The sequence below is a fragment of the Microbulbifer maximicatervae (SeqCode) genome (assembly GCF_052467505.1).
This window is the reverse complement of record NZ_CP174313.1, coordinates 313,181-338,741: the sequence shown is the minus strand read 5'-3', so window position 1 is coordinate 338,741 and position 25,561 is coordinate 313,181. Positions and strand designations below refer to the sequence as shown.

General features: G+C 45.2%; 22 protein-coding genes. 8 read left to right on the top strand and 14 right to left on the bottom strand.

Annotation, left to right across the window (positions count from 1 at the left end; genetic code table 11):
* The first annotated feature begins 63 nt into the window (after positions 1–63).
* Both ACJJIN_RS01440 and ACJJIN_RS01435 read left to right on the top strand, forming a co-directional pair.
* A complete protein-coding gene (locus tag ACJJIN_RS01440; RefSeq protein ID WP_444896599.1) occupies positions 64–714 on the top strand; it encodes a hypothetical protein in 651 nt (216 codons plus the stop codon).
* A complete protein-coding gene (locus tag ACJJIN_RS01435) occupies positions 715–1,362 on the top strand; it encodes a type 1 glutamine amidotransferase (protein WP_444896598.1) in 648 nt (215 codons plus the stop codon).
* A gap of 133 nt (positions 1,363–1,495) precedes the next feature.
* Here ACJJIN_RS01435 and ACJJIN_RS01430 read toward each other — a convergent pair whose 3' ends face one another.
* From ACJJIN_RS01430 to ACJJIN_RS01415, 4 genes are all read right to left on the bottom strand, one after another.
* Positions 1,496–1,945, bottom strand: a complete 450-nt coding sequence (locus ACJJIN_RS01430) for a hypothetical protein (protein WP_444896597.1) — start codon at positions 1,943–1,945, stop codon at positions 1,496–1,498.
* A 265-nt stretch (positions 1,946–2,210) separates the two neighbouring features.
* Entirely contained in the window at positions 2,211–3,527 is a 1,317-nt protein-coding gene (locus ACJJIN_RS01425) for a sodium ion-translocating decarboxylase subunit beta (protein ID WP_444896596.1), read from the bottom strand.
* Between the two features lie 19 nt (positions 3,528–3,546).
* Entirely contained in the window at positions 3,547–5,337 is a 1,791-nt protein-coding gene (oadA, locus tag ACJJIN_RS01420) for a sodium-extruding oxaloacetate decarboxylase subunit alpha (protein ID WP_444896595.1), read from the bottom strand.
* Positions 5,338–5,390: 53 nt separating this feature from the next.
* Positions 5,391–5,627 carry an OadG family protein gene (locus tag ACJJIN_RS01415; protein WP_444896594.1) on the bottom strand — a complete coding sequence of 79 codons (237 nt, stop codon included), beginning with the start codon at positions 5,625–5,627 and terminating at the stop codon, positions 5,391–5,393.
* A 565-nt stretch (positions 5,628–6,192) separates the two neighbouring features.
* On the opposite strand from ACJJIN_RS01415, the gene ACJJIN_RS01410 reads away from it, so the two are divergent.
* Positions 6,193–7,197 carry a tRNA dihydrouridine synthase gene (locus tag ACJJIN_RS01410; RefSeq protein ID WP_444896593.1) on the top strand — a complete coding sequence of 335 codons (1,005 nt, stop codon included), beginning with the start codon at positions 6,193–6,195 and terminating at the stop codon, positions 7,195–7,197.
* A gap of 66 nt (positions 7,198–7,263) precedes the next feature.
* Here ACJJIN_RS01410 and ACJJIN_RS01405 read toward each other — a convergent pair whose 3' ends face one another.
* The 9 genes from ACJJIN_RS01405 to ACJJIN_RS01365 all read right to left on the bottom strand — a co-directional run bounded on the left by ACJJIN_RS01405 (position 7,264) and on the right by ACJJIN_RS01365 (position 16,557).
* Positions 7,264–8,049 carry an outer membrane lipoprotein-sorting protein gene (locus ACJJIN_RS01405; protein ID WP_444896592.1) on the bottom strand — a complete coding sequence of 262 codons (786 nt, stop codon included), beginning with the start codon at positions 8,047–8,049 and terminating at the stop codon, positions 7,264–7,266.
* On the bottom strand, positions 8,042–9,256 hold the full coding sequence (locus tag ACJJIN_RS01400; RefSeq protein WP_444896591.1) for an ABC transporter permease: 1,215 nt from the start codon (positions 9,254–9,256) through the stop codon (positions 8,042–8,044). Before ACJJIN_RS01400 ends, ACJJIN_RS01405 begins: the two co-directional genes overlap by 8 nt.
* Positions 9,244–9,927 (bottom strand): ABC transporter ATP-binding protein, encoded by a 684-nt coding sequence (locus ACJJIN_RS01395; protein ID WP_444896590.1) that lies wholly within the window; start codon positions 9,925–9,927, stop codon positions 9,244–9,246. Before ACJJIN_RS01395 ends, ACJJIN_RS01400 begins: the two co-directional genes overlap by 13 nt.
* 23 nt (positions 9,928–9,950) lie before the next feature.
* The gene (locus tag ACJJIN_RS01390) at positions 9,951–10,565 is read right to left on the bottom strand and encodes a hypothetical protein (RefSeq protein ID WP_444896589.1); all 615 of its coding nucleotides are present in this window, start codon (positions 10,563–10,565) and stop codon (positions 9,951–9,953) included.
* A gap of 613 nt (positions 10,566–11,178) precedes the next feature.
* The gene (locus tag ACJJIN_RS01385; RefSeq protein WP_444896588.1) at positions 11,179–11,901 is read right to left on the bottom strand and encodes a hypothetical protein; all 723 of its coding nucleotides are present in this window, start codon (positions 11,899–11,901) and stop codon (positions 11,179–11,181) included.
* Between the two features lie 936 nt (positions 11,902–12,837).
* Positions 12,838–13,599: a LytR/AlgR family response regulator transcription factor gene (locus ACJJIN_RS01380; RefSeq protein ID WP_444896587.1), complete on the bottom strand. Its 762-nt coding sequence runs from the start codon at positions 13,597–13,599 to the stop codon at positions 12,838–12,840.
* Positions 13,587–14,399, bottom strand: coding sequence for a sensor histidine kinase (locus tag ACJJIN_RS01375; protein ID WP_444896586.1), 813 nt, complete (start codon positions 14,397–14,399; stop codon positions 13,587–13,589). Before ACJJIN_RS01375 ends, ACJJIN_RS01380 begins: the two co-directional genes overlap by 13 nt.
* Positions 14,400–14,606: 207 nt before the next feature.
* A complete protein-coding gene (locus ACJJIN_RS01370) occupies positions 14,607–15,776 on the bottom strand; it encodes a hypothetical protein (protein WP_444896585.1) in 1,170 nt (389 codons plus the stop codon).
* A 163-nt stretch (positions 15,777–15,939) separates the two neighbouring features.
* Positions 15,940–16,557 carry a CHAP domain-containing protein gene (locus tag ACJJIN_RS01365; RefSeq protein WP_444896584.1) on the bottom strand — a complete coding sequence of 206 codons (618 nt, stop codon included), beginning with the start codon at positions 16,555–16,557 and terminating at the stop codon, positions 15,940–15,942.
* A gap of 380 nt (positions 16,558–16,937) precedes the next feature.
* Here ACJJIN_RS01365 and ACJJIN_RS01360 point away from each other — a divergent pair, with 380 nt between their 5' ends.
* The 5 genes from ACJJIN_RS01360 (at position 16,938) to ACJJIN_RS01340 (ending at position 24,148) form a co-directional block, all read left to right on the top strand.
* Positions 16,938–18,527 (top strand): VCBS domain-containing protein, encoded by a 1,590-nt coding sequence (locus tag ACJJIN_RS01360; protein WP_444896583.1) that lies wholly within the window; start codon positions 16,938–16,940, stop codon positions 18,525–18,527.
* Between the two features lie 22 nt (positions 18,528–18,549).
* Positions 18,550–18,846 (top strand): hypothetical protein, encoded by a 297-nt coding sequence (locus ACJJIN_RS01355; RefSeq protein WP_444896582.1) that lies wholly within the window; start codon positions 18,550–18,552, stop codon positions 18,844–18,846.
* 576 nt (positions 18,847–19,422) lie between these two features.
* Positions 19,423–20,505, top strand: a complete 1,083-nt coding sequence (locus ACJJIN_RS01350; protein ID WP_444896581.1) for an efflux RND transporter periplasmic adaptor subunit — start codon at positions 19,423–19,425, stop codon at positions 20,503–20,505.
* Positions 20,502–23,603, top strand: a complete 3,102-nt coding sequence (locus tag ACJJIN_RS01345; RefSeq protein ID WP_444896580.1) for an efflux RND transporter permease subunit — start codon at positions 20,502–20,504, stop codon at positions 23,601–23,603. Before ACJJIN_RS01350 ends, ACJJIN_RS01345 begins: the two co-directional genes overlap by 4 nt.
* A gap of 212 nt (positions 23,604–23,815) precedes the next feature.
* Complete coding sequence (locus ACJJIN_RS01340; protein WP_444896579.1) at positions 23,816–24,148, top strand: hypothetical protein; 333 nt, start codon at positions 23,816–23,818, stop codon at positions 24,146–24,148.
* 64 nt (positions 24,149–24,212) lie between these two features.
* Here ACJJIN_RS01340 and ACJJIN_RS01335 read toward each other — a convergent pair whose 3' ends face one another.
* The gene (locus ACJJIN_RS01335; RefSeq protein ID WP_444896578.1) at positions 24,213–25,427 is read right to left on the bottom strand and encodes a hypothetical protein; all 1,215 of its coding nucleotides are present in this window, start codon (positions 25,425–25,427) and stop codon (positions 24,213–24,215) included.
* Positions 25,428–25,561 lie beyond the last annotated feature (134 nt).

The window sequence follows — 25,561 nt, the reverse complement described above, 5'->3', positions numbered from 1 at the left end:
TCGATTATTCACTAGAGTACTCTTAGAATCCCCTGCATCCAAGTTCATAGCTACACAAAACCGATGAAAAATATTCTTCTCTTTTTGGCGCTGACAATCAGCTCAAGCGTATGCTTCACACAATCTTCATTAGCACAAAGTGACAATTCGGTCGGAATTCATGGCATGGCCCTGTTTACCGTCGGCGGGCAAATTATTGCCACACACATGCCACTACATGGCGGAAAACACAGTCATCAAGTTATTTTGGAATTGGAGACTGATGACCAGGAGGAGGTGCAAAACCTCCTCAAGCAAAACGAGTTAGTTACATTGCTTCCAGAGGAATTTTCTTTACGCGAACTACGCGAGGGAAAACTCAATGCCTTTAACGCCCAAATGTTTACAGGGCATTTTGAACGAGGAGGAAAACTTGCGCTGCAAGCTGTTACTTTCAGGGTAACCTCTCGACTAATGGATAGCCCCCTTACCCGAACAGAAAATGGGCACTACCAATTAATACTTCTTAAAAATTACACTTTGCTTGTGCATGAAATTGCATCCACCCCCAGCTTCGACCAAATACTGCTGGTCAGCACCGACCATGATTTTTTCAGCGACATTTATAGCGGCAGTTTAAAACCGCTTTCGAAAGATAGCTGGCCAAAAAGCCTAACTAAAGCTGGCATCCACTATAAGGAAGAACTGTATTTTGAAAATCAGGATTTCCAGTAAATGACCAAACCAATACTGATTATCCAACATGAGGGAACTGAGGGCCCAGGGTATATTTATGACTGGGCTACAGAGAAGCGAATACCGCTTTCTATCATTAACCCTCAGAAGTCACCACTTCCTCAAAGCGATTTTAGCGGAGTTATTATCCTTGGTGGGATGATGAACGTTTGTGAGCGCGAAAGGCTCCCTTGGCTTGCCAATGAGATTGCATGGGTAAAAAACTGCATTGAACTTCCAATCCCAATATTGGGCATCTGCCTTGGGGCACAGATTCTTGCATATGCATTGGATGCAGAGGTCCGCCAACTTCCTCAAGAGGAAATGGGCTGGCTACCTATAAGGTCTACAACAGCACTGAATTTCAATTTAGAGAATGTATTCCAGGCACATAGCTATTTCTTTGAAATTCCGGAGGGGGCAATTTGCTTGGCAGAATCTGACTTGTGCCCTCATCAGGCCTTTTTATTCAGCGAAAGAATAATGGGTTTGCAGTTTCACCTAGAGTGGTCCAGTGAGGATATTGCCCAACTATTTCCTGAATACTTTAAAACTTACGGTTCCTCAGAGAAACTCCATCAGCAAGGGCGTGACTTTTTATATAAGATCCTAGACACTCACTTCTATAAACTAGACAACCTTAGATAAGAAGCTTAAGTATGAACAAGTGGTGCAAAGCTGTACTCTCACCTAATAGTTATCGTCCTTACTTTTTAAGGGGTAGCCAGGGGCGCAAACTCATCCAAGAGTAGCCGCCCCATATTAAACTGGCTATTAGTTACTACTCATCGGAGCATTCAATTCCACTCTCAAAGCAAAGGCCACCACGTTGGGAGCAAATTTCAAGTAATCTCCCCTTCGCTTCAATACGACTAAAGCCCTTAGAGTGAATACCCCCAGCTTTTACATCTGACATATAGCAAGCCCACTTAGGGCGCTCCTCTACAGGAAATGGATGTACTAATTCAGACTGAGCTTCAATACTCGCCTGTAATTCCAAAATCAAATCTTGAAGCCGATGGACATTTTTTCGCAACCTCATCACTTCTTTTTCTAAGTCACGAACATTTTCAGATCCCACACTCTGCTTGTGTTCAGAGCGTACTTCTTTACGGAGCTTAACCACCTCTTTCTTTAACAGGCGAACTTCTTCCGCAGTTTGATGATTATCATGTGCAAACGCACTGGTGGAGAAAAGAGCAAAGGCAATTAAGAATGGCAAACTACGCATTGGGGTTACTTCCTAATGAATTTTTATTCCAGTAAACATTTTGGGAGGAATATAGCGCAACTAACCTTAACTCAAAATGAATTCTATCGCTGGAGATACTCTATTGACCTGATAAGTGTACCAAATCCATCCATGACTACTTCTTCAAATTATTTAAATCAGAAGGATCTGTTTTAACTAGCAAAAGCAGACAAAATGCATTTGTTTTAGGCCAACAAAAAGGGCGAACACTGTTCGCCCTCTCTTCCAAAGCCATGGATTTTGGTTACCCTCCAGTAAGGCTCCGCACCATACTGATCATCACACCCGCAGCCACCGCAGAACCGATAACACCGGCTACGTTGGGGCCCATTGCGTGCATCAACAGGAAGTTGTGAGGATTGGACTCGAGTCCCACTTTGTTGGACACCCGCGCGGCCATAGGTACGGCAGAAACACCGGCAGAACCAATCAATGGGTTAATCTTGTGCTTGCTGAATACATTGATCAACTTAGCCATCAACACGCCAGCCGCAGTGCCGATCGCGAACGCCACAATACCTAAGGCCAAAATACCCAGGGTTTTAGGGTCGAGGAATTTGTCTGCCGCCAATTTCGAACCAACGGAAAGTCCCAGGAAAATAGTGGTGATATTGATCAGCGCGTTCTGAGCGGTGTCCGACAAGCGGGAAACGACTCCGCACTCACGCATCAAGTTACCAAAGCAGAACATGCCCAACAGCGGTGCAGCAGCTGGCAGGAACAGGGCCACCAAAATCAGCAGCAACATCGGGAAGGCAATTTTTTCCCGCTTGCTCACATGGCGCAATTGCACCATTTCAATTTTGCGTTCCTGCTCAGTGGTCAGGGCTCGCATAATCGGCGGCTGAATCATAGGCACTAGCGCCATATACGAATAAGCTGCTACAGCAATAGCCCCCAACAGGTCCGGGGCCAATAGGCTGGAAACATAGATAGCTGTGGGGCCATCTGCTCCACCGATAATACCGATCGCAGCGGCATCGGCGATTGAGAAGTCCATGATTCCCGCTACCGAGAGACCCACAGCACCGAGCACCGTGGCAAAGATCCCAAACTGGGCCGCTGCACCGAGGAACAAGGTGCGCGGATTGGCGAGTAGCGGACCAAAGTCGGTCATAGCCCCTACGCCCATAAAAATTACCAACGGCGCAATGCCGGAAGCAATAGCTACGGAATAGAAGTTATACAGCATACCGTTATTGAAACCGGCATCCCGGGCAAACTCAGCTGCTTGTACCTGCACGGCTGCCGGCGCACTGGCCAGAGCTTCCTGAAGCGCGGGTAAAGCTGAAGTACTATCGAGGCCCAGGATCTGGGCCATTTGCGCCAACACAGCTCCATCTCCCTGGGTAAGGGCTGTCTCCGCGGCTGAGAGTGCCAAATCGGCACCGGGAATATTGGCCAGGATTCCGCCGAAACCGATAGGTACCAAAAGCAGGGGCTCAAAGTTTTTGCGAATGGCCAAAAACAGCAGGCCCAGGCCCACCAAAATCATAATGAACTGGCCCGATGCCATCTGCGCGACACCGGAGGAATGCCAAAGAGTAATCAGATTATCCACGTGTGACTCCTACCTTTGGCTATGCAATAGACAGCAGGGCATCACCCACCGCCACTGAATCGCCTTCTTTTACTGCCACACTGGAGACGTTACCGGCACGAGGGGCACTCACCACAGTTTCCATCTTCATCGCTTCCAGTACTAACACCGCCTGGCCTTCGCTCACCTGATCCCCAGGCTTCACCATTACTTTGAAGATATTTCCAGCGAGAGGCGCATTAACCGGCTCACCTCCGGTAGCAGGCACGGAAGGTGCACTAGCTGCAGATGCTGGAGCAGCACCGGACACTGGGGCAACATTGGTTAAGTCGCCACCATCGGCCACAGTGACGGTGTAGCTCTGCCCCTCCACAGTCACCGTATAAACTTCTTCACCTTTGTCGTTCTTGACTGCAGCACCTTCATTACCGGTAGGTACTGGCTCGAAAGCTTCTGGATTGCCACGGTTCTTCAGGAACTTCAGGCCAATCTGCGGGAAGAGTGCATAGGTAAGCACATCGTCGATCTCCCCCTCACCATAGGTCAGGGCCACATCTTGTTCACCCGCTTTCTCTTGAAGCTCCAGGGTTAACTTGTCCAACTCTGGTGCCAACAGGTCTGCCGGACGACAGGTAACCGGATTCGCCCCATCCAGTACCCGGACCTGCAGCTCCTGGTTAACTTCGGCAGGTGTCGCACCGTATTCGCCTTTCAAGACGGCGGCAGTCTCTTTAGAAATCGATTTGTAACGCTCTCCAGTCAGGACATTGAGCACCGCCTGGGTACCCACAATCTGGGAGGTGGGGGTAACCAGCGGGATAAAGCCCAGGTCTTCACGCACCCGCGGGATTTCCTCTAGCACATCATCCAAGCGATCCCCGGCGCCCTGTTCGCGCAGCTGGCTCTCCATATTGGTGAGCATGCCACCCGGCACCTGGGCCACCAGGATGCGGGAGTCCACGCCTTTCAAGGAGCCCTCAAACTTCGCGTATTTCTTGCGGACGTTACGGAAGTAAGCCGCAATTTCTTCCAGCAGGTTAATATCCAGCCCGGTGTCCCGCTCAGTGCCTTCCAAAATGGCCACCAACGCTTCGGTTGGGCTGTGACCATAGGTCATGGACATAGAGCTGATCGCGGTGTCCACGTTGTCGATACCCGCCTCGATACACTTGAGAGCGGTAGCCGTAGATAAACCGGTAGTAGCGTGGCACTGCATATGGATGGGGATGTCCACGGCGGCCTTCAAACGTTTCACCAGCTCGTAGCCCTCATAGGGGCGCAGCAGACCGGCCATGTCCTTGATCGCAATGGAATCCGCTCCCATATCCTCGATCTGGCGCCCCAGGTCCACCCACAAGTCCATGGTGTGTACTGGGCTCACGGTATAGGAGATGGTGCCCTGAGCGTGCTTCTCTTGTTTCTTCACCGCAGCCAGTGCGGTTTTCAGGTTGCGCATATCGTTCATCGCGTCGAACACGCGGAACACGTCTACCCCATTGACTGCAGCGCGCTCTACAAACTTCTCAACCACGTCATCCGCATAGTGGCGGTAGCCGAGAATATTCTGTCCCCTGAACAGCATCTGTTGGGGCGTGTTCGGCATAGCTTTCTTCAGTTCGCGAATACGCTCCCAGGGATCTTCGCCGAGATAGCGAATGCAGGAGTCGAAAGTGGCACCCCCCCAGGACTCCAGGGACCAGAAGCCAACTTTATCGAGCTTCTCAGCAATCGGCAGCATATCGTCCAGTCGCAGTCGGGTAGCGAACAGTGACTGGTGGGCATCGCGCAGGACTACATCGGTAATCCCCAATGGCTTTTTAACCTCAGTCATGGGTTATCTCTCTCGGCAGAAATTATTGGAAATTGTTTGGAAGCGATTGGCGGTTAGCGTCTTTTGCGATGCTGTTCGATCGCCGCTTTAATCACCGCATGTAAATGGGCCTTATCATTCCCTGCGGTTGGGGAAGGCGTGTGGGATACGGGCTCCGCTTCGGGAAAATAGCGGGAGATGACTCTCGACATAATACCGGTACCGATCACCAGCAATAGCAGAAAAGTAAAAACAATTCCCATACCAAACAGGGTGATATCTAGCCCCTGTTGCAAAAGTGTTTCTTGCACTGTTTATTCCCCCTGGCACCAGGCAATAAAACCAGCCATTCCGGACGGTTTCATCTGTCCCCGTAACACTATGAATTTACGTACCTATTTATTCAGGACAGCTGAAACACCCCAATTGATATTTTGTGCATATGTAAAATCTTCGCTCACAATTAAACAAATTTATGTCGTACAACCAATAAACTTGCCCGGGAAAATCTCACTTAGCCCAGCCGTCCCAAATTTCTGCACATCGGAATCTTATTCCCTAGACCGGTAATTTCAACCGCCGCTGCACCTGATCCTCCCCCAAAAAGAGCGGGCACACAGGAAAAAATTCGTTAGTTCCAAAATACTGATATTTTTCTATTATCAATACAAGTTGCTTTTAAAATCAAACACTTATTGGTTTCAGGGGCAACGGAGGGGTCTAAATTGCCACGCCCAATTTTGGTGCAAAACATCAATAGGCTGAGTTTATATCTCCTACTTTTATATACTGAAGAATGATCGTTTTTGCGCCATTACAATAACTTGCTGATAGAATATGCGCCTTTAGATTTATGATTTACCTCTCAACTGACTTATGACCGACAAGACACCTACCCCAGAACCTACGATTTACCAGGCACCAATGGAAGGGGTAATCGACCATCACGTACGTGCCCTGCTCTCCGCCATTGGAGGGGTCGATATCTGTGTTACAGAGTTTGTTCGTGTCACTAATACTCGCTTGCCTCGCAGAGTATTCACCCGCTTGTGCCCAGAGGTCGACAAAGGTGCAAAGACCCCAAGCGGGATTCCAGTACGGTTACAGCTGTTAGGCGGCAACCCCAATGCAATGGCAATTAATGCAGTAAAAGCAGTTGAGTTCGGTGCTACAGCAATTGATCTCAATTTCGGCTGCCCTGCAAAATCAGTGAATAACAGCGACGGTGGCGCCTGCCTATTGCAAAGCCCTCACAGAGTGGAAGCTATTGTAGGAGCGGTTCGCCGCGCTGTCCCGGAAAACATCCCTGTCACCGCAAAAATCCGACTGGGCTTTAATGATCGCTCTAGCTATATGGATAACGCCCAGGCCGCAGCAGCTGGCGGCGCAAATGAACTGGCAGTACACGCTCGCTCCAAAGTCGATGGCTATAAACCCCCAGCCTACTGGGAATACATCGGTGAAATTCGTCAAAAACTCGAAATCCCAGTCATTGCCAACGGGGATATCTGGACACTTGAGGAATTTCAACGCTGCCGTGAAGTAACCGGATGCGAAGCATTTATGTTTGGTCGCAGCCTGCTAGCCAGGCCAGATTTGGGCAAGCAGATAAAAGCCTACTGCTCAGGTGAGAGCTATACAGCAATGGGCTGGCAAGAGATTATTGAGATTCTTTGGGGTTACTATCAAACCACCCGAGAAGTTTACCCTTCCAAGTATCTGGGCAATCGTATTAAACAATGGCTCGCTTACTTGAAATTGGCTTTTCCTGAAGCCCAATTGTTCTTTGATAAAATAAAACGTCTCAGGGAGGCAGAAGAGCTTGATAGAGCTTTTTCCGAAGAGCGGAAAATTCAAATAGCATCAATTGAGGCAGCCTAATTTTCCGCACCTCTGCCAGTATCGGAATTGATACTGGCAGAGGCAGTTACCCGCTCAGATCCACTCTCACAGATCCATTTTTGACTGCCGACTCAAGTAAGCCGGATTGTAAAATTTTTCCGCTAACTGATGCGCAGTGCTACTTTCGTAGTGAACTCTGGTTTCAGTGGTAGCTTTGATGCTATCAACCAAAACCATCTCCTGCACAAATAGCTCTTCATCCTTTATCCCCGATACAAAATGCGCAACCTTAGCCAACTTTCCAGATTTCAAGTAAAGCTCCGCTTGGATTGGGAAGAAACTCTCACTATCAAGCCACAATTTTATCTTTTGATAGCTGGCTCCTTTGGTTTTTGCCTCCAGCTGAAGTTTGTGGGTCAATTTATCCTTTAGAATTTCACTTGCCTCGAATTGCCCCCGATAGTCCTGGCTCCAGGTCAAAGTGGCGATATCACCAATTGAAGCCTCCCCCAGCAATCTTTGCATCGGTGTAATGCGGATAGGGCGGCGGCTGCGGGGCATCAATAGCCAGTAGTTATCCTGCAGCATCAGCATTTTTTGCCCCTCTTCACCAACACCTTTAAATACCACCAATGATTTTCTCTCAGGGCGAGTATAAACATGGTAGCGATCTTCGCTTTCTAACTCTCCCTGTTTAAAAACCTGGATGTTGGTGACAACTTTTGAAGATGACTCTCCAAGACGATAGGAATCGGCTTTGGCCAACATGCTTTCTACCTGTACAGCGGAAAAATGACTTTCCTTCTCCTCAGCCCCAGCTAAAACAAAGGGAGAGAACATCAGCAAAAAACCAATCGCCAAGCTAACTCTGCCTAATCTTAATTTATACATGGACCAATGCCTCAGTAATCGGTTTATTGACACCTTTCCGCGCCGCAAGGAAGGATGAAAAAACACATATCGCAGCTATTGCAACCGAAATCATCCAAGCCAAGTTAATAGAGAAATAAACAGTCAAAGGATACCCCGTTGTTTTTCCCGGAGGTGGCGGCATAGTAATGTCAAACATCATCAACCCAGCGCTTATCAGACCAGCCAAAATAACACCTGCTAAAGAACCCACTACAGCAAGTACTAAAGCCTCCAATATAAACCCAGTTATCAATTCCACTTTGGATGCACCCAGTGCGGACAAGGTACCTATTTCCCGTGTTCTCTCTGTTACCGACATTGCCAGCGTATTGAAAAGCGAGACAAAGATAACCAGTGCCATAATGATGCCCATCAACCCAAAAATTCGATCATAAAGACTCTTCACTCCCTGATAGAAAAAGGCACGATCCTCCCAAGTTGTAATTTCCAACTCTGGAACTAACTCACGCAGTCTTTCCTGCAAGCTCGATGTCTTATCAAGGCTGTAGCCATAGATTGCCATGGTTGAGACCCTGTCACTATCTAAAAGGAACTGCGCAGCCTGAACAGAAATATATACTTGACGCTTATCCATATCTGGAACACCAGTCCCGAAAACTCCCCTAACCTTAAAATCCATTGCATTGAGAGCCCCATGAACTGTAGAGGACATTAAAGTAATATAATCCCCAGGCCTTACATTAAGATTTCTTGCGAGATCTTTACCCAGCATAATCTCAGGATCACTGATATCTTCACGGTTTGATAAAATACTGCCCTCAGTGACATTTAGAAAAGGCCCCTTCACCCGAAATTCACTTGGCAATATCCCCTGACCTAAAAAAATAGAAGACTTATCACCATTGGAAATTAACCCTTGCAGATAAACTCTAGGCTGCACGGCCTTCACATTTTCCTCAACCAACAAGTCCCCACGTAATTTATTGGCATTATCTAAACCAAGCTGAAGAGGAAAGTCCTCATCAGAAGAGAAATATCCCGGCTGTGTTAGCACCAAATGCCCCTCACTGCGCGCCGCGCTCTCTTTAAGGGATTGATATGTAAATAGGCCAAAACCTCCGGAGGTCATCAAGGCCGTTACCACAATGGAGATAATGGCAACAGCAAGAAAGCTTCTGCGACGATTGCGCAATAAATTTAAAACCGCGACTTTTAAGCGACGCATAAAGCACTCTCCTGCAGAATTACACCATCTTTCAACTCAACAACTCTATCGCAATGACGAGTCATTCGATCATCATGACTGGCAACAATAAAAGCTGTTTTTTGCTCCACTCCCAAATTTTTCATTAACTCAATAATTTGTTGTGCGGTAACACTATCCAAGCTGGCCGTAGGTTCATCAGCAATTACCAGCTTGGGCTGATGCACCAGTGCTCGAGCGATTGCTACTCTCTGCTGTTGTCCACCTGAAAGTCGATCTGGCCGGTAGTTGGAAAACTGGGACAGCCCGACATGATCCAACATGCCCATTACACGCCGCCTTACTTCACCTTCTTTCATTCCATTCAAAAGAAGTGGAAAGGCTACATTCTCAAAGGCTGTCATTACCGGAACCAAATTAAACTTTTGGAATACAAAACCCAGCTGGGTACGACGGATCTTCATTGACTGCCGATGGCTTTTTCTCAGCACCTCGCCGGCAAAGCAGACTTCTCCGCTGTAATCATGATCCAGTAGCCCGCAAATATTTAACAAGGTACTTTTACCAGACCCCGATGGTCCGCACAGAGCTACCATAGTGCCTGCTCGAATATCCAGATTCACATCTTTTAGGGCCCTAAGTTGAACCTCACCGGAAGTGTAAGTCTTTTCAATATGAGTGAGCTGTAACATAGATTTACTACCTGTTCGCACTATTAGTCAGAGTTTTTAACATCACCACATGGATTTGATATGCCATGACTCTCAGCCTTTGCTCCCCATAAATTCACTAACTCCTTGTCACCCTCAAGCTCTGCAGCCTGCAATGCGCCACAGTAAATCCAGCGAGTAGCGTCTGGCGGCATATATCCTATGCGTGGATCGCCCATCAACTCATAATAAAGTTCAAACCCACGGTCAAAAGAATTAAAGAACTTTGGCACCTTAGTAAAAGTTGTTGCGGCAATGCCTTTAAGCAACAAGTCTTGAGGCATCCCCTGAGAGGAACGACCAGGGTTATCCATTTCTTCAATTATGGTGAGCGCCTTATCCATACGGGCAATTCCATTCTCTGCATAACTGACCTTTCTCCAGGGCAACCAGCTTTCTTTTGCCATTAGAGTCTCACTGGCTCCCAGGTAAAAAAGTGCAATAGGATCAGAAGGATTATCTTTCTGTAACGCCTTAAAAGCCTCATAGGACTCCTCTATCGCCGCCCCACCCTGTGCTGCCGCTTTTTGGTACAAATCTTCAATTTGTGCGTCCTGGGCAGCAAGAGATGAAACGCTCACCCCAAGATTTAAAGCCATTATTACAAGTAACCTTTTCATTACACTTCTCCTTGCTTCTGAATTTCTAATAGATTACCTAGCATCCAAGTATCATTCAGGACAGTGCGATGAACTGTCTCTGGGGAGGATAAGAGGCAAAAAATTATGCTGAATGGCTGTAGGAAGCCTCTGAATAACTCCGTGATACCTCTGGCATGCAGAGCGGTTCACAATCAAGGCGCGGCTTCGCAGGAATGTCTAGACCTTTCAAGAAGTCGCAACGCGGAGTGTGAATCGCTATGCAAGCCCCTAAGGGCGGGCCTTGAAGGCCACAGCTGCTGCGTTGCAGCTCTTGCAAAGGGCTACGGCCATTCACGGCGAGCTGCGCCTAACATCTGCAGCCTTCAAGACCCGCAGAGGCATTACGGAGTTATTCAGAGGCTCCCTAGAGGGTGGATAGGTGGAAAATTACTGCACGCGAAGAGATACTATCGTTAAGGCGTCTAAATTTAGGAGAGTGTACTAGTTAGTAAAGACTGCGGAATTGCCAAAATATTGAAGACTTGGCAACTAAATTGATACTAATAAGATTGTGCGATGCACATGGAGTGGATACAGATCAAAAGAGCAGCTCCCTTGATCTGTATAAAATATCAAATGAAATTTACAAAGACTAATCCACCATTGCAATATGGGTGATCATTTCACCGACAGACTGCCCCAAATTATTTGTAGCTATAGTACGAACAATAAAAACATCGTTTTCAACATCTAAGAGTTCTACTTTTATATCTACATCTTGCCCTGCTAGCGCTAAGTTGTCCGCACACAAATCCGCAGAGGTAACTATAAAACGAGCACTATCTTCACCTGTCAACCGCCTCAAAAATATACAACATGACTTAATAAGGCTCTGCGAGGCAATAGCAACGGGCAACGCTTTCACCTTATCAAAATGCCCCATGCACATTTCTGGAGTAACTCTACCGATACTTGCCGTCAGAGACATTAGATCAATATTATGTACATTAATATCAATACTTTTGGAGTAAGGGTTAATATCGCTAATAACAGGAGTGATATCATGGATACTATCACTATATATCTTATGGAAAGATCGCTCCCGCATTACATGATATTTCACGTTAAGCCGTGCCGCCACTTCACCGGCAGGGTCTAACAATTCAGCCTCAGCAACCAACTCTCTCTTATTGGTAAATACGACTTTGGTTCGGGCCAGAAGGTGATCAGGGCGCATATCAGAAACAAAGCTATCATAAGTTTTCAAATCAGCTTTGCGCGCCAGGTAATAATGCTTGGATCTCACTGGATTGGCCAAAGCGCCAAAACAAGAGCCCAAAATTGCCAAGTGTCGACCAATCTCCGCGACATCCATTAAACTACTTTCATATGTACTTTGACATTGTACAGGCACTTTAGCAACAAGCCAGCCGTCAACGTCAAAATGTAAAGCCTCTAGTGCAAAGTAGGGAGGTTTTACCTCAATTAGATCCTCAACTCATTCTACAGAAGAAGAATCCAACTTATAACTATCCAACATAATTATTCCATTAATTATCGGAGAAAATTTACACACAGGTACTCACAGCAGAATACCTGGCATTACAAGAGGAAAATAGATTAGGCACTTTCGGGAAGAATGCAGCATATATACCTTCCCAGCCATTTAAGAAAATGTCCTAAAATAGAAAAACCATAAAGAAAAATCTTAGCCTATTTTACAAGCCAAATAAGCAGAAAATAGACCTTCAGGCAGAATCTCAAGCACCAGGCACAAACAAACTCAAACCCACCAAAATAGTTAATCTACAATTAAAAAACACTCCACCCCTCAAGTCGCGGGCAATTATGCCAATCAAACCCCTAAAGTAAATTACCGACAATTACAAAAACAACCCCTCAGTTCGCACAAGATTACTAGTCAAACCATATAGCAATAGCATAAAAATATATAAACAAGCGTCCAAATTCAAACCCAAACAGCAACCATCCTAAAGCCTTGGCAATTAAAACCCCATTAAGTTTGAAGCACGGCTTTAATAGTAATTCAATAAAACCAATATCATCTTTAACGCTATAATCTCTTATCGCAGTCCCGCCATATTACCCTTCCTTTCATCAGAGGCAGTTGGAGCATTTAGATTAAAGATCTCTCGACACCAAACCAATCTGAATGTCCGGCCATCAAAAATAAGGGGCGGTAAAGTTACTAAATCTTAAGTAGCAGATATGAATCTCTACTATGCATATCAATTTAAATAGAGGGGTCAATTTAACCCCCTAAGTTAAGACAAATATAAATTGTTGATCACTACATTGTTTTAAACAATGAAGCAGCCCTACGACTCACTGTATATTGACGCCCGTCATCCATCACCACAGATACACCGCCAGTTATTCCACGGCATACTTTTTGAATGCGCTTCACACAGACAATTGTAGAACGGTGGATTTGCCAAAATAAATCTGGCTCCAACTGAGCTAACAACTCCTTTAGAGGGGTTCTAATAATATGCTCACCCTGACCGGAGTAAACCGTCGTGTATTTGTCCTCTGCCACAAATGCCGAAACCTCATCGCAGGCAATCAGATGAATATCTTCTCCCTTGCTTGCCTTAATCCAACGAAGGTACTCAGGTCTGCTTAAGGAAAGCTGCCTCAGTAACGCCTCAATATCAGGTCCTGACTTTAGGTTACCCTCTTCCCGGTCTCTCAGGCGCTGCCGAATACGATCACAAGCTTTTTCCAATCGCTTGTCATCAATAGGTTTTAGCAGATAGTCGGCTGCCTCATGCTCAAAAGCACTTACAGCATACTCATCATAGGCCGTGATAAAAACAACAATAGGATTTGTTTGTAATTTGCCAAGAGCCTCAGCAACAGCCAAACCATCCATTCCAGGCATACGAATATCGAGAAAAACCACATCAGGCTCCTCTCGCTGGCACAGAGCTAACGCTTCGTTACCATCACAGGCTTTACCAATAACCTCAAGCTCAGGAAAAATATCGGCTAGCATTTGGTCGAGATGGTGACGCAATAAAGGCTCATCATCTGCAATTATGGCACGCATGGAAACTCCAAACGGGCAGTTACTCCGCCCTGATTATTACTTTGAATCAGTAGCTTACCACGCTCTTGGTAAAGGGTAGAAAGTCGCTCCCTAATATTGCTTAGCGCAATCCCATTGTGTTTGCTGGAGCTAAGTTTATTAGCTCCAGCAGTGAGTCCCACACCATTATCTTCCACCTCAATAACCCATTGGCCTTCCTTCTGTTTCACCCGCAACCGGACCAGTCCACCTTTGGCTGCAGGCTCAATGCCATGAAAAATTGCATTTTCCACTAAGGGTTGCACAAGTAACGGGGGAACAAATGTCTCTAAACTCACATCCTCTGATAAATCAACTTCATACTCTAACCTTTCCCCCAGGCGTATCTTTTGAATCTCTAAATAGCATTTCAAACTGCTAAGCTCAACCTTTAAAGATACCTGGTCGGAACGGGATTTTTTCAAGCTAATTCGCAAGAGATCACTAAAGTTATCCAGTAGGTCTTCTGCCTTTTGAGGGTCGTGACGAATTAGCATTTTTAGATTGGCCAGAGTATTGAAAAGAAAATGAGGCTCTATCTGGCTTTGCAGCACTTTTAGCTGGCTTTGAGCAAGAGTCTTTTGTTGTTCAAGCTTTAACAATTCAGCTTCCTGACGTTCCCTCTCAAGCTGGTGAGATTGCTCCCGGTTAAGATGAACTTGATAGAGAAAAATGGAAAGAAGAATGGCAATAATTAAAAAATCAAGTGCCCGAAACTCCCCAAAACCCGATATCCACCACCAAGCATGTAGAGTTCCCAGTACAGTTGCCGCTAAACTCACTACCGCATACTTTACTTTTGAGGGCCAGGTGGGCTTGAAAAACTCGACTACCTGCCTCGTGGATGTCGCTATAAATCCATACGCCAGAGAAATTACGCCGTGAACTGCATAGCTCCCCCCCCAGATAGCCTGGGTAATTACCGCCACCACCACACAAATTATCAATGTACGTAAGCACTCTCTTAACAGATTCACCCTTAACTCCACTCAAAAAACAATAGTCGTACTCAAGGTAAATACAGCCTGGTTTTGAAGCTGCGCAAAAGCAGACTCATCAGGACCAGCAAAATATCTTACGGATGTTCCAAGTACCCAATCGTCCGCCATCTCCCTCTCACCCCCGATAGTTAAAATAAGGCCACCATCTTCAGGCGTGTATATTAAATCTACTTTTGGATGGTACTCATTATTGGTAAGCGTCCAATGTAAAAGTAAATTGTGCCTCAGGGTATTATCACTTAAAAAGGCCATTGCTGAGGATTGGCGGAGGCCATCCCACTGCACTCCCTGATTTTGGTACCACAGGCTGCTATCAAACACCTGCTCCCATTCGCTTTTCCCCCAGGCCCGACTATCAAACCAGTACTCTAAAATAACCGAATGCCCAATGCTGTTTGCCCATGTCATCCCTATAAGAGCTTGCCAGCCATCATCCATCTGCTCCTGTTTTGGCATAGCCGTCAAAGCTGGGGCTCGCCAGCGCCAGTATTCTTGCTGGTAGCGCCATTCTGTATGGATCTCCCATTGCTCTCCATAAGTATTAACCCAGCTTCCCCCTAAGTTCATACCTCGCTGATCATCCATGTAACCCAGTAACTGCCACTCGGCACTAGTTCCAAGCTGATACCAGCGCATGGCAAATCCCTTTGGGTGGTCACCCCCAGAGGCCTGGCTGATACCGGCATCCACCAGCATTACACTTAGCTCTCCATTCTCAGTGAAACGACTGGCAGACACCACCCCAACTCCTTCGCTCACTTGAAGTGATACCGGATTCCGCTCTATGGGTAGAAACCAATCCAGCGGTCGATGACCATAACCAACACCAAAGTCCAGGCGGCGTTTGCCCAGCAACCAATCCCAGTCCTGCCAGCTCCCCTGCCAGAAAAGCTCCTCAACTACCAACTCTGAGTCTTCACTGCCACCGCGCTCTGCCTGGTGGAATGCAGAGATCTGCCCTTCCCAAGCTTCATACTGTAGTGCCCCCTGTAGTAAAGCTTGCCGAGACACACTTGATTGCGCCTCAAAAAGTGAGCTATCAGAAGCGCGATCATAAGCGGCTGTCATCGCCAGCTCCCACTGTGATTCAAGGGCATCCGCCTGGCTAGTAGCACTACCAATCAGTAGAGATAGCGCCCAAAGAGAATATAGTTTCATAATTGCCTCCATTCGTGGGAAGCACACTACCAACCTTCCAGGCCCATACCATCGGATAAGACCAGCGGTACTGGAATCAGATAAATGGCTTTTGACCGAGATTAATGGAGGGGGTTATCCATTAAATAACCCTCTGAAAAGTTGATCACTCTTTGCGCAACCATCAGAGAATACGGTTATTCTCTACATACCATTGCCCTGAGGGCATGAAAATAAGTGGGTAACGCTCTCGGGAGGGAGAAAATGGACCCGCGTTCTGCTGAATAATCTCCAGGGTAGCATTCTCTATATCTACCATAGAAACGATAGCTACATGGCCATAAGGGTTAAAAAGGGAGGGGCTATAAATAACGATATCGCCAATATTCGGAGGGGTATTACCTTGGTTGTGAAACTGCAGTAATCCTCTTTTGGTATTCACACTCCCGTGCTGGACTGTCAGGTCAAAAAAATCTCTAGCATGTCCAAATGTATCCGGCATTCGATGCCCAAATCGCTCGTAATAATAGCGCTTAACAAACTCAACACACTGGTACCTTAGGCCAAGATTATAACCGTCTTCCGAGGTGTTGCGCTCTTCAACATTATTAACTCCTCCATTGTAATAAACTTCTACCCCATGAAGTGAGTATATAATCTCTCCGACAGAATAAGCTGTATTAAGGTTTAGGCGAGTAGCCAGTTGATATATCACGGCGATCAAAAGTCCTATACCGGCCACAACAACAATTAACCTACCCTTCCTTCCACCTTCTTTGATTGTTTCAACGAAAGACAACATCCATATTTCCCTCTAATCAACCCCAACTAAAAACACCCCAATTTCAGACTCCCACCTGTGCAAAAAAGCAAATGGGGTTAAGTGCACTCTACGTTCAAATATAGCTCTCATTCCTTTATCCTACTCATTACACCTAGTTAACTTTTTGAACCCTGTCATCAATTGCTCAAACGGGGTTCACACTACTTACAGGCGCTAATAGCAATTGATCCAACACCGTCACAACCTGCCAAAAAAGCGATAGCTATTTTGCCTTAGGTGACCCAGAATCCAAATATAGTTATTTAACTAATAATCAGCAGGAACCGGGCCACTGAGCAGCTGTCCATCAATTACAAATCGCCTTGCTCAATTAGATTAAGAAATACGTCGAGTTTGTCATGCCTGATACCCTAAAATTCCTTACAGCATTCAGTTTATCGGTTCTCCTTACAGCTTGTGGAGGAGGATCCGGCAGTAGTAATTCCAACGATGAGACTACTGAAACCGAAACAAGTACCGACGGCGGAGACAACAGTGGTTCTGATGATTCCGATAACGGGGACGACGACAGTGATGAAGAAACGGGGGGCTACACTTTTAACCCCAGTAGTCCCCTGGCATCACTTATCGTAGGGACACAAGAGTATGCCAGTGGCACTCTCAGCCTCGAAGATACCGATAGTAATAGCCCCACCTTTCAAGCCAGCAGTGTGGCCGGAAGCTATGGAGATTTTACTCTCTATGAAAGTGGAAACTGGGAATATCAATTAAACACCAGTTCCCAGAGTTTGAATGATGGTGAGTCCGTGGAGGACACTATCTCTTTCCAGCTCACCGATGGCAGCACCCTCTCCGTGGTGTTCTCTATTCAAACCATCGAAGCCACAGAAAGCAGCATTGTCTTTATCTTTATGAACTTCTCAGATGCCGCCGTAGAAGATGATCTAAGCATTACCCAAATTGCAAATATGGCTTTCAATGACACAGATTCTCTTGATAATGCCTACCATGAAAACTCCCTGGGACAACTAAAGTTCAGCCGCCATCTAAGCAATGACACTTCACTAGATCAATACTGCTACGGTGAAGACAATGATGAGAGCACTTCTATAGACTGCTTTACCTACAGCATTGCCGACAGCCAGAATGGCGGTGTATTGAGCATCGAAGATGCGGAATCTCGCTCGGGCAGTGAATATAACGATAGCGGCTATACATGGAGAGATAGGGCAACCAGCTGGATCGAAAGCAATTACCTAGACTCCAACAACCAGCCCGTAGAGCTCAACGATTGGCGTCATCGGGTCTACATTTTCCCGGAAGCTGCGGCCAGTGCAGGACTGGTTGGCACGGGAGTCGCCTCTGTCGGAGGCCGCTGGAGCATGATAATTGCAGATAGTGATCAACTGATTATGGGCCATGAAATTGGGCACAATATTGGCCTGAGCCACGCCGGTAATGACGATAATAATGATGGGGATACCAACGATAGCGGTGAGAGTGAATATGGTAGTGACGGCTCCCTAATGGGCAATGCTTGGCAATCACGACTCTTTGGAAGCGGTCATCGTGACTATATGGGCTGGTATGACTCATTCCCCGGATACACTGAAACTATTGAGGCGGTCGCAGGCAGCACCACTAGTATTGAGTTTCAAGCCATAGAACTTGCTGCTGGTGAGCTTAGTAGCGATCTACCTCAACTCTTAAAGGCCGAAAGTATTGGTAGCAGGAATGGAGAAAACTACTATTACATCGAATACCACGTCGAGCACGACACCCTCAACCCCCGTCCACACCACGAAAATGCGGTAACGGTTCACTATCTTAGCGGCACCAGTAATAACAATGTTACCGCCAACCAGGTAGCCACACTGTCAACTACCGGGGACAGCTTTACTGACTCATCTGCTGGGATCACTATTGAATTCCTATCCACTGACAACAGCAACAACTCTGCAACTGTTTCTGTAACTTACGATGAATAATTTAATGGGGAGTACGACCGCAATGAAAAATCTACCCTTAGCCCTACTTCTCGCCCTTTCCTCTTCAGCAATTGCCGAAGAGACTGTAACTGGCGTGTTAGAGGAAGAGATCTCCGAGAACTTTCAAACAGGAGAAGTGGATCACCGCTTCTCCGTAAAAGATGAAACTACCGGTGACTACTACTTTATCGACGCCAAAGAGGCAAAGCAGAAAGGTATGCAATCTGGTGAGCGAGTACGTATTCATGGAGAGCGAGAAAACAAACGGCGTTTTCGTATACGTGAATCTCAACGCCTGGAGTTAAGACGAGAGGAGTAACACCCTTTCTAACTATAGTTTTAACTCCTACCTCACAAATTCCGCATAGATCAAGTCGGGTGTACAGAACATTATCAGTGCACCCGCTTTACATAACACCAATTAGCCTACCATTTGGCCACCTCAGACCTAGATACATTTTACTTACCACATTATTAAAGTTAATTATTTAAGTCCTATAATATCGGCACATCTTTACCATTTAGGTAAGCTACAAACAGATCTATTCAAATTACGCCGATAGAAAACCCGAGCAGGCAAGTCACTCTAAAATTCACACTGCCACTCCCGCCGTCATTTCCAGCTGAGCATATAAGCGCTGCAATATATGCAGTAAAACCTAGTTTTTGGCGCCAAAGACATCCATTGTGAAAGTTGACATTTTACAAAATTCTAAACATGAACAACTCACCCCTTGTAGATTTCATCTTACCGCACCGAGATTGCAGCAGATAGCTCATCCAAATACCTTTTAGTCAAAAATAATACTAAAGGCACTATAGTCTCTTTAATTTTTAATACCAATTACCGCTCTTAAACAATTAATTCAGAAACAAAACCGACCAGAGCCTCAGGATGAGAAACAGTAAAATTAAAAAGCTCTTTATGGGTAGCATCCCACCTATTCTGTTAATTATTGGCTCCAATAGCCTTGCCAACGATAGCCGCACAGTGCTAGTAGAAGCAGCGCAACCCTGGGAGCAAGCTATTAGAACAAAGTTATTTTGCTCTGTATCATCCCCTGCCCTACATCAAATATCTAGTCACTCAGATGCTGAACTTATAGAAATAAAGCCTGTTGGCTCCATTATCAAAGCTGGTGAACTAGTAGCAGCCCAGGATGACTTTTATCTCTCCCAGCAAATGAAGATCATTCGCACCGATATTGAATTAACACAAAGCCAGCTTAACTATGCAGAAGAAGAACTAGGTAGACTGGAGAAACTTCGCTCCGCCGACATGGTTTCTCAGTCTCATTTAAATAACCTTAAGCTCAATGTGGACACCTATCAATTAACCAAGCAAAGACTCGAACAACAACTAAATACAGCTGAATATCGTTCTAAACGACTACTGCACTACGCAAAAACCGATAGTCAAGTTTTAAGCATAGAAGCTAATCCTGGAGAAAACCTCAACCCAGGACAAAGAATTATGCAGTTACTCCCACTAACTGAAAACCAAATTGAATGTAGTCTCCCTGAAGAACACATAAATAAAGAAAGTCTGCTAAGCAATAGCACCTTCAAAATTAAGGAGCAAGATATTGAACTCAGAAATATCAGCCATATAGTAAACCCAGAAACACAGAACTTTAATCTCTACTTTAAAGTAAACAGACAAAAATTCAAATCCTTACTGGTTGGGCAGCGATTTGAAATAACTATGTTTACCCCTTTCGCGGGTCATAGCGAGCAAGAATACATTACTAGAATTCCTAGTGACGCCGTAATTCTTGAGAATAGGCGACAATATAAGGTTTGGACTCTAGACAACGACCAAAGAGCAGTTAGTACCAGGGTGCAAATAATAGATACTCTCGATAATTACTTTGTCGTACGTTCAAGCATCGCTCCTGGCGATCTTTTGATTGTACTAGGTCACGAAGGGTTACAACTCAATGAAGCCGTTACTCCAACAAAGAGGGAAAACACATGAAGTCCCTGGAGAAATACAGCTCAATTATCATCTGTTGTACCTTTACCCTAATAATAGCCGGGGTTATAGCCGGGATAAATTTACCGAACGCCCTACTCCCATCCATTAATCGTCCACAAATTGCACTCGCAACCTCCTGGCCAGGAAAGACCGCAGAAGAAATAGAACAAATACTAATTGCTCCACTAGAACAGGAACTCTCTAGCCTAAGCCACCTCAAAGAATTGCAAACCAATGTTAATAGTAGCTGGGCTTGGACCATAATTGACTTCCATTCGGAGGCAAATATGGAGCAAATGTATATTGAGGTACTGTCCAAAATCAACCAAGTACCCAATTGGCCAACACAAGTTCGCACACCGGATGTATTCAATTTTGCAAATGGCGCAGGGGCTACGCTTGGATCCTTTTTCCTATATTCTGAGAAACCGGCTAGCGAACTTCAATTAATCGACGCGTTTATAAATCATGTTAAGCCAGCCTTTAGTAAAGTTCCTGGTGTACAGTCCATTGAAGAAGCCGGCACACCCACTGCCCAACGGGTCGATATTGAGTTCGACCCGGAAAAGATGACTCGGTACTCTTTAACCATTGGTGAGATAACCGAAAATCTAAACAACTTAACGGATCGCTCGGGAGGAAATCTAAAAATTGGGTCAAAAGATTATGCCCTTCATTTCAAGGGTCAGATCCCACTAGAGGAACTCTCAACGTTACCTATCGCAACACGAGAAAGCCAAATCATTCAACTCTCGGATATTGCTTCGGTAAAAGAACGTGTAGCTTCAGATTGGTTATACTTTGCCCTTGAAGGCAATAGATCTCTATACTTCTATCTACGCCCTACCGAAAATGTCAATGTTCTAGAAACCATCGCCCAGCTCAAATCAACAATAGAAGAATTAAATGACGGAGAGTTAAATCGATTGGGGACGAAGCTCGCCATAAGCCGGGATGACTCCACGGGTATTCGGAATTCCCTCAGCCTGGTATACGGAAGCCTCTTGCTGGGTTCACTACTCGCCTGCCTGGTTATTTATTGGTTTTTACGTAACCCCAGAACTCTAACCCTAATATTTCTAAGCATTCCCATTTGTATCTCTCTGGTAGTTCTGGGAATGTATCTTGGAAATAGAAGTATGAACGTTGTTTCACTTGCAGGGATTGCACTTTCTATCGGGTTAATGGTCGATGCAGCAATTATTGTCATAGAAAACATTCAAAGACTGCGCAAGCAGGGTATAAATATTCAGGAAAGTATCACGCGGGGAACCAAAGAAGTTTCGGGCTCATTATTTTCATCTACAATATCCAGTGTTATCGTATTCCTGCCCATTATTGCTATGCAATCAGCAACAGGGCAGCTTTTTCAAGACCTGGCATTCACAATTTCAAGCGCATTATTAGCATCACTATTGTTTGCTCTACTAATACTACCCTCATTGGCCAGACACTTACTTGGAAAAGCAGCAATTTCTGAGGAGGGATCCAGTAGTATCAAAATCAATAAGGTGCTTGAATGGTGGGTGAAGCTTTCTATCCGTTCTGCAAGCAATCCTAAGCTCGCTTCCACTATAATTTTGTTAGGATTACCCGTCGCACTCATTGCCACTTTCATTTCTAGCCCTGACATTGATGTCCTCCCAGACCCTAAACAAAATATGGTCTCTGTTTATATCAACTTTGAAAGTCCTTTATCCACAGAGACCATAAGAAATGAAATTGGGGAACGGGTCGTAAATAGAATCACAGCCAATAGAGAAGAAATAGAGAACCAAGTTTCAACCTATGGAATAATTTGCAACCCAAATAATTGCAATCTCTATCTATACACAAAAGGGGACTGGGATTTTGAAGAGCTAAAGAGCTGGCTAAATGAAAAAGCTCTCTTTGGACTAATTGGGACTCGAATACATTTCAGACAAGGTGGTTTACTAAGGTTTGCCCTACCCAATAACCGTATTAGCCAGTTAGATATCAAAGGGGCAGAGCTATCTCGACTACAGATGGCAGGGAGTGAGCTTATGAGCCATTTACGCTTAGAGTTTCCAGAAGCGCAAATTCAAGAGGGAAGCGCACTTCAAAATAGAGCGGTTCGTATTGAATTTCAACCCAAGCTAGTACAACTAGCTCGTTTAGGTATTACGATATCGGAATTAAATCATCATCTGATGGCTTTAACCGATGGAATATATATTGGGCACTTCTATACGGGAACCAACACTCTTCCTTTTTACTTTAAAGCAAGAGAACCGCAAAATCTTGAGACGCTCTTAAATACAGAGATACTGATTAACGGTCACGGCTTTATTCCTCTACGCGAATTGACCGACGCCAAAATCACTCAAGCGCCAGCCAGTATACTTCGTGTCGGCCAGGAAGTGAGTGCATCAATAAACTTAACTCCTCCCGAAGGCGTTGCTATGAAGTCATTTGTCGAGGATGTTGATCAATCTGTGAAAGAGTTTTTATCAGGAAGTTCCTACAATGATCTTCATACACAGTTTAGAGGTAGCGCTAATGAACTCAATCTGTTCCTCAGTGAGTTCCTAAAAATTTTTGCAGCAGCTATCGGAGTATTGGCCTTATTAATGTATTTCGCCCAAAGGTCCGCAAAGTTAGCAGCAGCAGTACTCTGTGCTGTACCCTTATCATTTGCAGGCGGAATGATTAGCTTACAAATTTTAAATCTATTTACCCCCCAAAGCCTGGATGTAATAACCATGATCGGCTTTGTAATCTTAATGGGACTGGTAGTTAATAATGCGATACTACTAGTCAACCAATTTAATAAGTCATTGCAAAACGGAGCTAATCAATTGGAGGCGATATATATGGCTGCCAGCTTGCGTGTCCGCCCCATTATGCTTACAACAATTACCTGTATCTTTGGCAATATTCCTTTAGTGCTTAACCCTGGAAGTAGCGCAGCTATTTATCGCGGTCTAGCGACAGTTATTACCGGCGGGATGGTGTTTAGCGCCTTATTTATCTTGGCTTTTATGTCTGCCTTGCTATCACAGAAGCTGTTTAGCGCTCACTCACCTGACACTACTCAAAAGAGTGATCTAAAGCTGACAGAAGCCTCTACTGCATGATATCCCTCATTTGACATCAATTTATTCACGCCCAAACTGGAAACATATTTTTTGTGCCAGCATGGGCGTTAATACTTACTTCGAAAAGTACTTTACGACGCAGAGCGCCACCTATTCAAGCAACTTTATTTGCTATAGTTTTACAAGATGTAGTTAACCAAAACGGAGAGCAAGGGTTTAATTACCATTTATGAATGGGTAAGGAATCAAGGATGAAGTCTCTAAAATATTTACTTTTGAGTATCCCATTTACACTGCCACTTATCAGCGAAGCCGCTTGGACAGAGAAGGCGCAAATTTACTACTTAAAAGTACACTCGAATGGTGTAGATGTCAGACTTAGAGGATTTGTCAATCCAGAGACAGAGGTGAGCTGCGTGAGCAAAAACACCTTTTTTCTTATCAATGACGACTCTGCCATATACAACACCAAAGTATCTTTTCTACTTTCCGCTTATATGTCCCAGAAAACTGTAAAGTTCAGTTACTACGGATGTGAAGATGACAGGATTCGCTTAGGCTCAATCCGGTTCCACGATGAATAGCCAAATCTCATATGATTGACTGGCCCTTTATAATTTGGGCCAGTCAATTCTTATCAATATCAATCTAGAAAATATCCGGATCATCTATCAAACTTGCATTTTCCAACCCATAGTACTCGATCACCCAAGCATAACTCTGGTAAATTTCATAACGAGTCGGAAAGGCCCGCCCCACTTCATCCCAGCGTTTCCGCGCATTGGAATAGCTGGAACCTTTGATAACTCCTGACAACTCGAACTCATCACCATTATGGGGATTCATGACCGTTGTGGTATAGGGAACTTCAACCTCGCTATTTTCCACCATCATCCGCGCCATCATTAGTCCATAAGCGGGTACATTAGATGGCATGGCATCTTTAACAGTTTCCTGGTTGCTTTTGGTCGATGTTTCCCCAACGGTCGTTGAAACACTAAAAGTTTCAGAAAAACTGAATGTAATGGAGCCACTATTTTCAACAGTACCGGGAACACCGACTTTGTAACCCTCGGTCAAGCTAACTCCAGCAGTAACCGAAATCCCCATAGTATTAGTCCAGGTATCTGTTTCACTCTTCCCGTCGGTATACCAGACTTCTGTGCTGTCGTTTTGGGCAATACTGCCGGAGTTCTCAAGCAATCTCTCACCAAAGAATGTCCTGGTATTGTTGGGAGTTTCCACAATCTGATCCCAGTGAATCTCTACTCCAGATTCCACCAACTCCAAACGATCCGCAACGCAAGGGTAGATACTCCAAACTTTACTATCACTCGCAGTACCAGCAAACCCAACTACTGACCGGGTTCCAATACTTAGATGGTATTCCTCCCACTTATACCAGCCATTATTACCTCCAAAGGTAATATCACGGGTTGAGTTATCAGCCATGTCTTTCAAGTAGACTCGAATCCTGGAAATATTGCCATCGCGCTTTTTATAGAAGCGCCAACCCTGAATATATTCGGTAGCACCAAGCAACTTTCGATACCCGGAGATAGTGGTTTTACCAACCTCCTCATCTCCTGCATATAAGTATTCGAGTTTTAACCCTTTGATTCTCTCATCACCGCTAAAACTGGTTATAGCGGTGATCTTGTCTCCAGGGATTCGGGTGGTGACATAGCTATCGCACATATCGAAATCGCTACCATTCCCACTCTTACCATACTGAAATATTGTATCGTACCTTAGGGTCCCACCATTATCTGATGTATTGAAGTACTGATCCAAAATATTTTCTGTTGCACTAATCTGCACAGAAGCCAATAAACCTAACATCGCTGTGACGAAATACTTCATAGTCAACACCTTCTTTATAAGATTATTCTTTTAAACGGATACAACTATCTGAGTACAACCTTTTGTCAACTTCGCCCGTGTCCAGCCCTCCTGTATTGCCTTTATTGTTTAAGTTTTCCATCCTGTGGGGTGAA

What these genes read in the sequence shown, in the direction of transcription:
- ACJJIN_RS01380 (WP_444896587.1), bottom strand. Translation starts at nt 13,599, where the DNA reads ATGCGTGCCATAATTGCAGATGATGAGCCTTTATTGCGTCACCATCTC.
- ACJJIN_RS01390 (WP_444896589.1), bottom strand. Translation starts at nt 10,565, where the DNA reads ATGAAAAGGTTACTTGTAATAATGGCTTTAAATCTTGGGGTGAGCGTT.
- ACJJIN_RS01340 (WP_444896579.1), top strand. Translation starts at nt 23,816, where the DNA reads ATGAAGTCTCTAAAATATTTACTTTTGAGTATCCCATTTACACTGCCA.
- ACJJIN_RS01435 (WP_444896598.1), top strand. Translation starts at nt 715, where the DNA reads ATGACCAAACCAATACTGATTATCCAACATGAGGGAACTGAGGGCCCA.
- ACJJIN_RS01400 (WP_444896591.1), bottom strand. Translation starts at nt 9,256, where the DNA reads ATGCGTCGCTTAAAAGTCGCGGTTTTAAATTTATTGCGCAATCGTCGC.
- ACJJIN_RS01440 (WP_444896599.1), top strand. Translation starts at nt 64, where the DNA reads ATGAAAAATATTCTTCTCTTTTTGGCGCTGACAATCAGCTCAAGCGTA.
- ACJJIN_RS01350 (WP_444896581.1), top strand. Translation starts at nt 19,423, where the DNA reads ATGAGAAACAGTAAAATTAAAAAGCTCTTTATGGGTAGCATCCCACCT.
- ACJJIN_RS01410 (WP_444896593.1), top strand. Translation starts at nt 6,193, where the DNA reads ATGACCGACAAGACACCTACCCCAGAACCTACGATTTACCAGGCACCA.
- ACJJIN_RS01405 (WP_444896592.1), bottom strand. Translation starts at nt 8,049, where the DNA reads ATGTATAAATTAAGATTAGGCAGAGTTAGCTTGGCGATTGGTTTTTTG.
- ACJJIN_RS01370 (WP_444896585.1), bottom strand. Translation starts at nt 15,776, where the DNA reads ATGAAACTATATTCTCTTTGGGCGCTATCTCTACTGATTGGTAGTGCT.
- ACJJIN_RS01345 (WP_444896580.1), top strand. Translation starts at nt 20,502, where the DNA reads ATGAAGTCCCTGGAGAAATACAGCTCAATTATCATCTGTTGTACCTTT.
- ACJJIN_RS01385 (WP_444896588.1), bottom strand. Translation starts at nt 11,901, where the DNA reads ATGGATGTCGCGGAGATTGGTCGACACTTGGCAATTTTGGGCTCTTGT.
- ACJJIN_RS01355 (WP_444896582.1), top strand. Translation starts at nt 18,550, where the DNA reads ATGAAAAATCTACCCTTAGCCCTACTTCTCGCCCTTTCCTCTTCAGCA.
- ACJJIN_RS01395 (WP_444896590.1), bottom strand. Translation starts at nt 9,927, where the DNA reads ATGTTACAGCTCACTCATATTGAAAAGACTTACACTTCCGGTGAGGTT.
- ACJJIN_RS01430 (WP_444896597.1), bottom strand. Translation starts at nt 1,945, where the DNA reads ATGCGTAGTTTGCCATTCTTAATTGCCTTTGCTCTTTTCTCCACCAGT.
- oadA (WP_444896595.1), bottom strand. Translation starts at nt 5,337, where the DNA reads ATGACTGAGGTTAAAAAGCCATTGGGGATTACCGATGTAGTCCTGCGC.
- ACJJIN_RS01360 (WP_444896583.1), top strand. Translation starts at nt 16,938, where the DNA reads ATGCCTGATACCCTAAAATTCCTTACAGCATTCAGTTTATCGGTTCTC.
- ACJJIN_RS01335 (WP_444896578.1), bottom strand. Translation starts at nt 25,427, where the DNA reads ATGAAGTATTTCGTCACAGCGATGTTAGGTTTATTGGCTTCTGTGCAG.
- ACJJIN_RS01365 (WP_444896584.1), bottom strand. Translation starts at nt 16,557, where the DNA reads ATGTTGTCTTTCGTTGAAACAATCAAAGAAGGTGGAAGGAAGGGTAGG.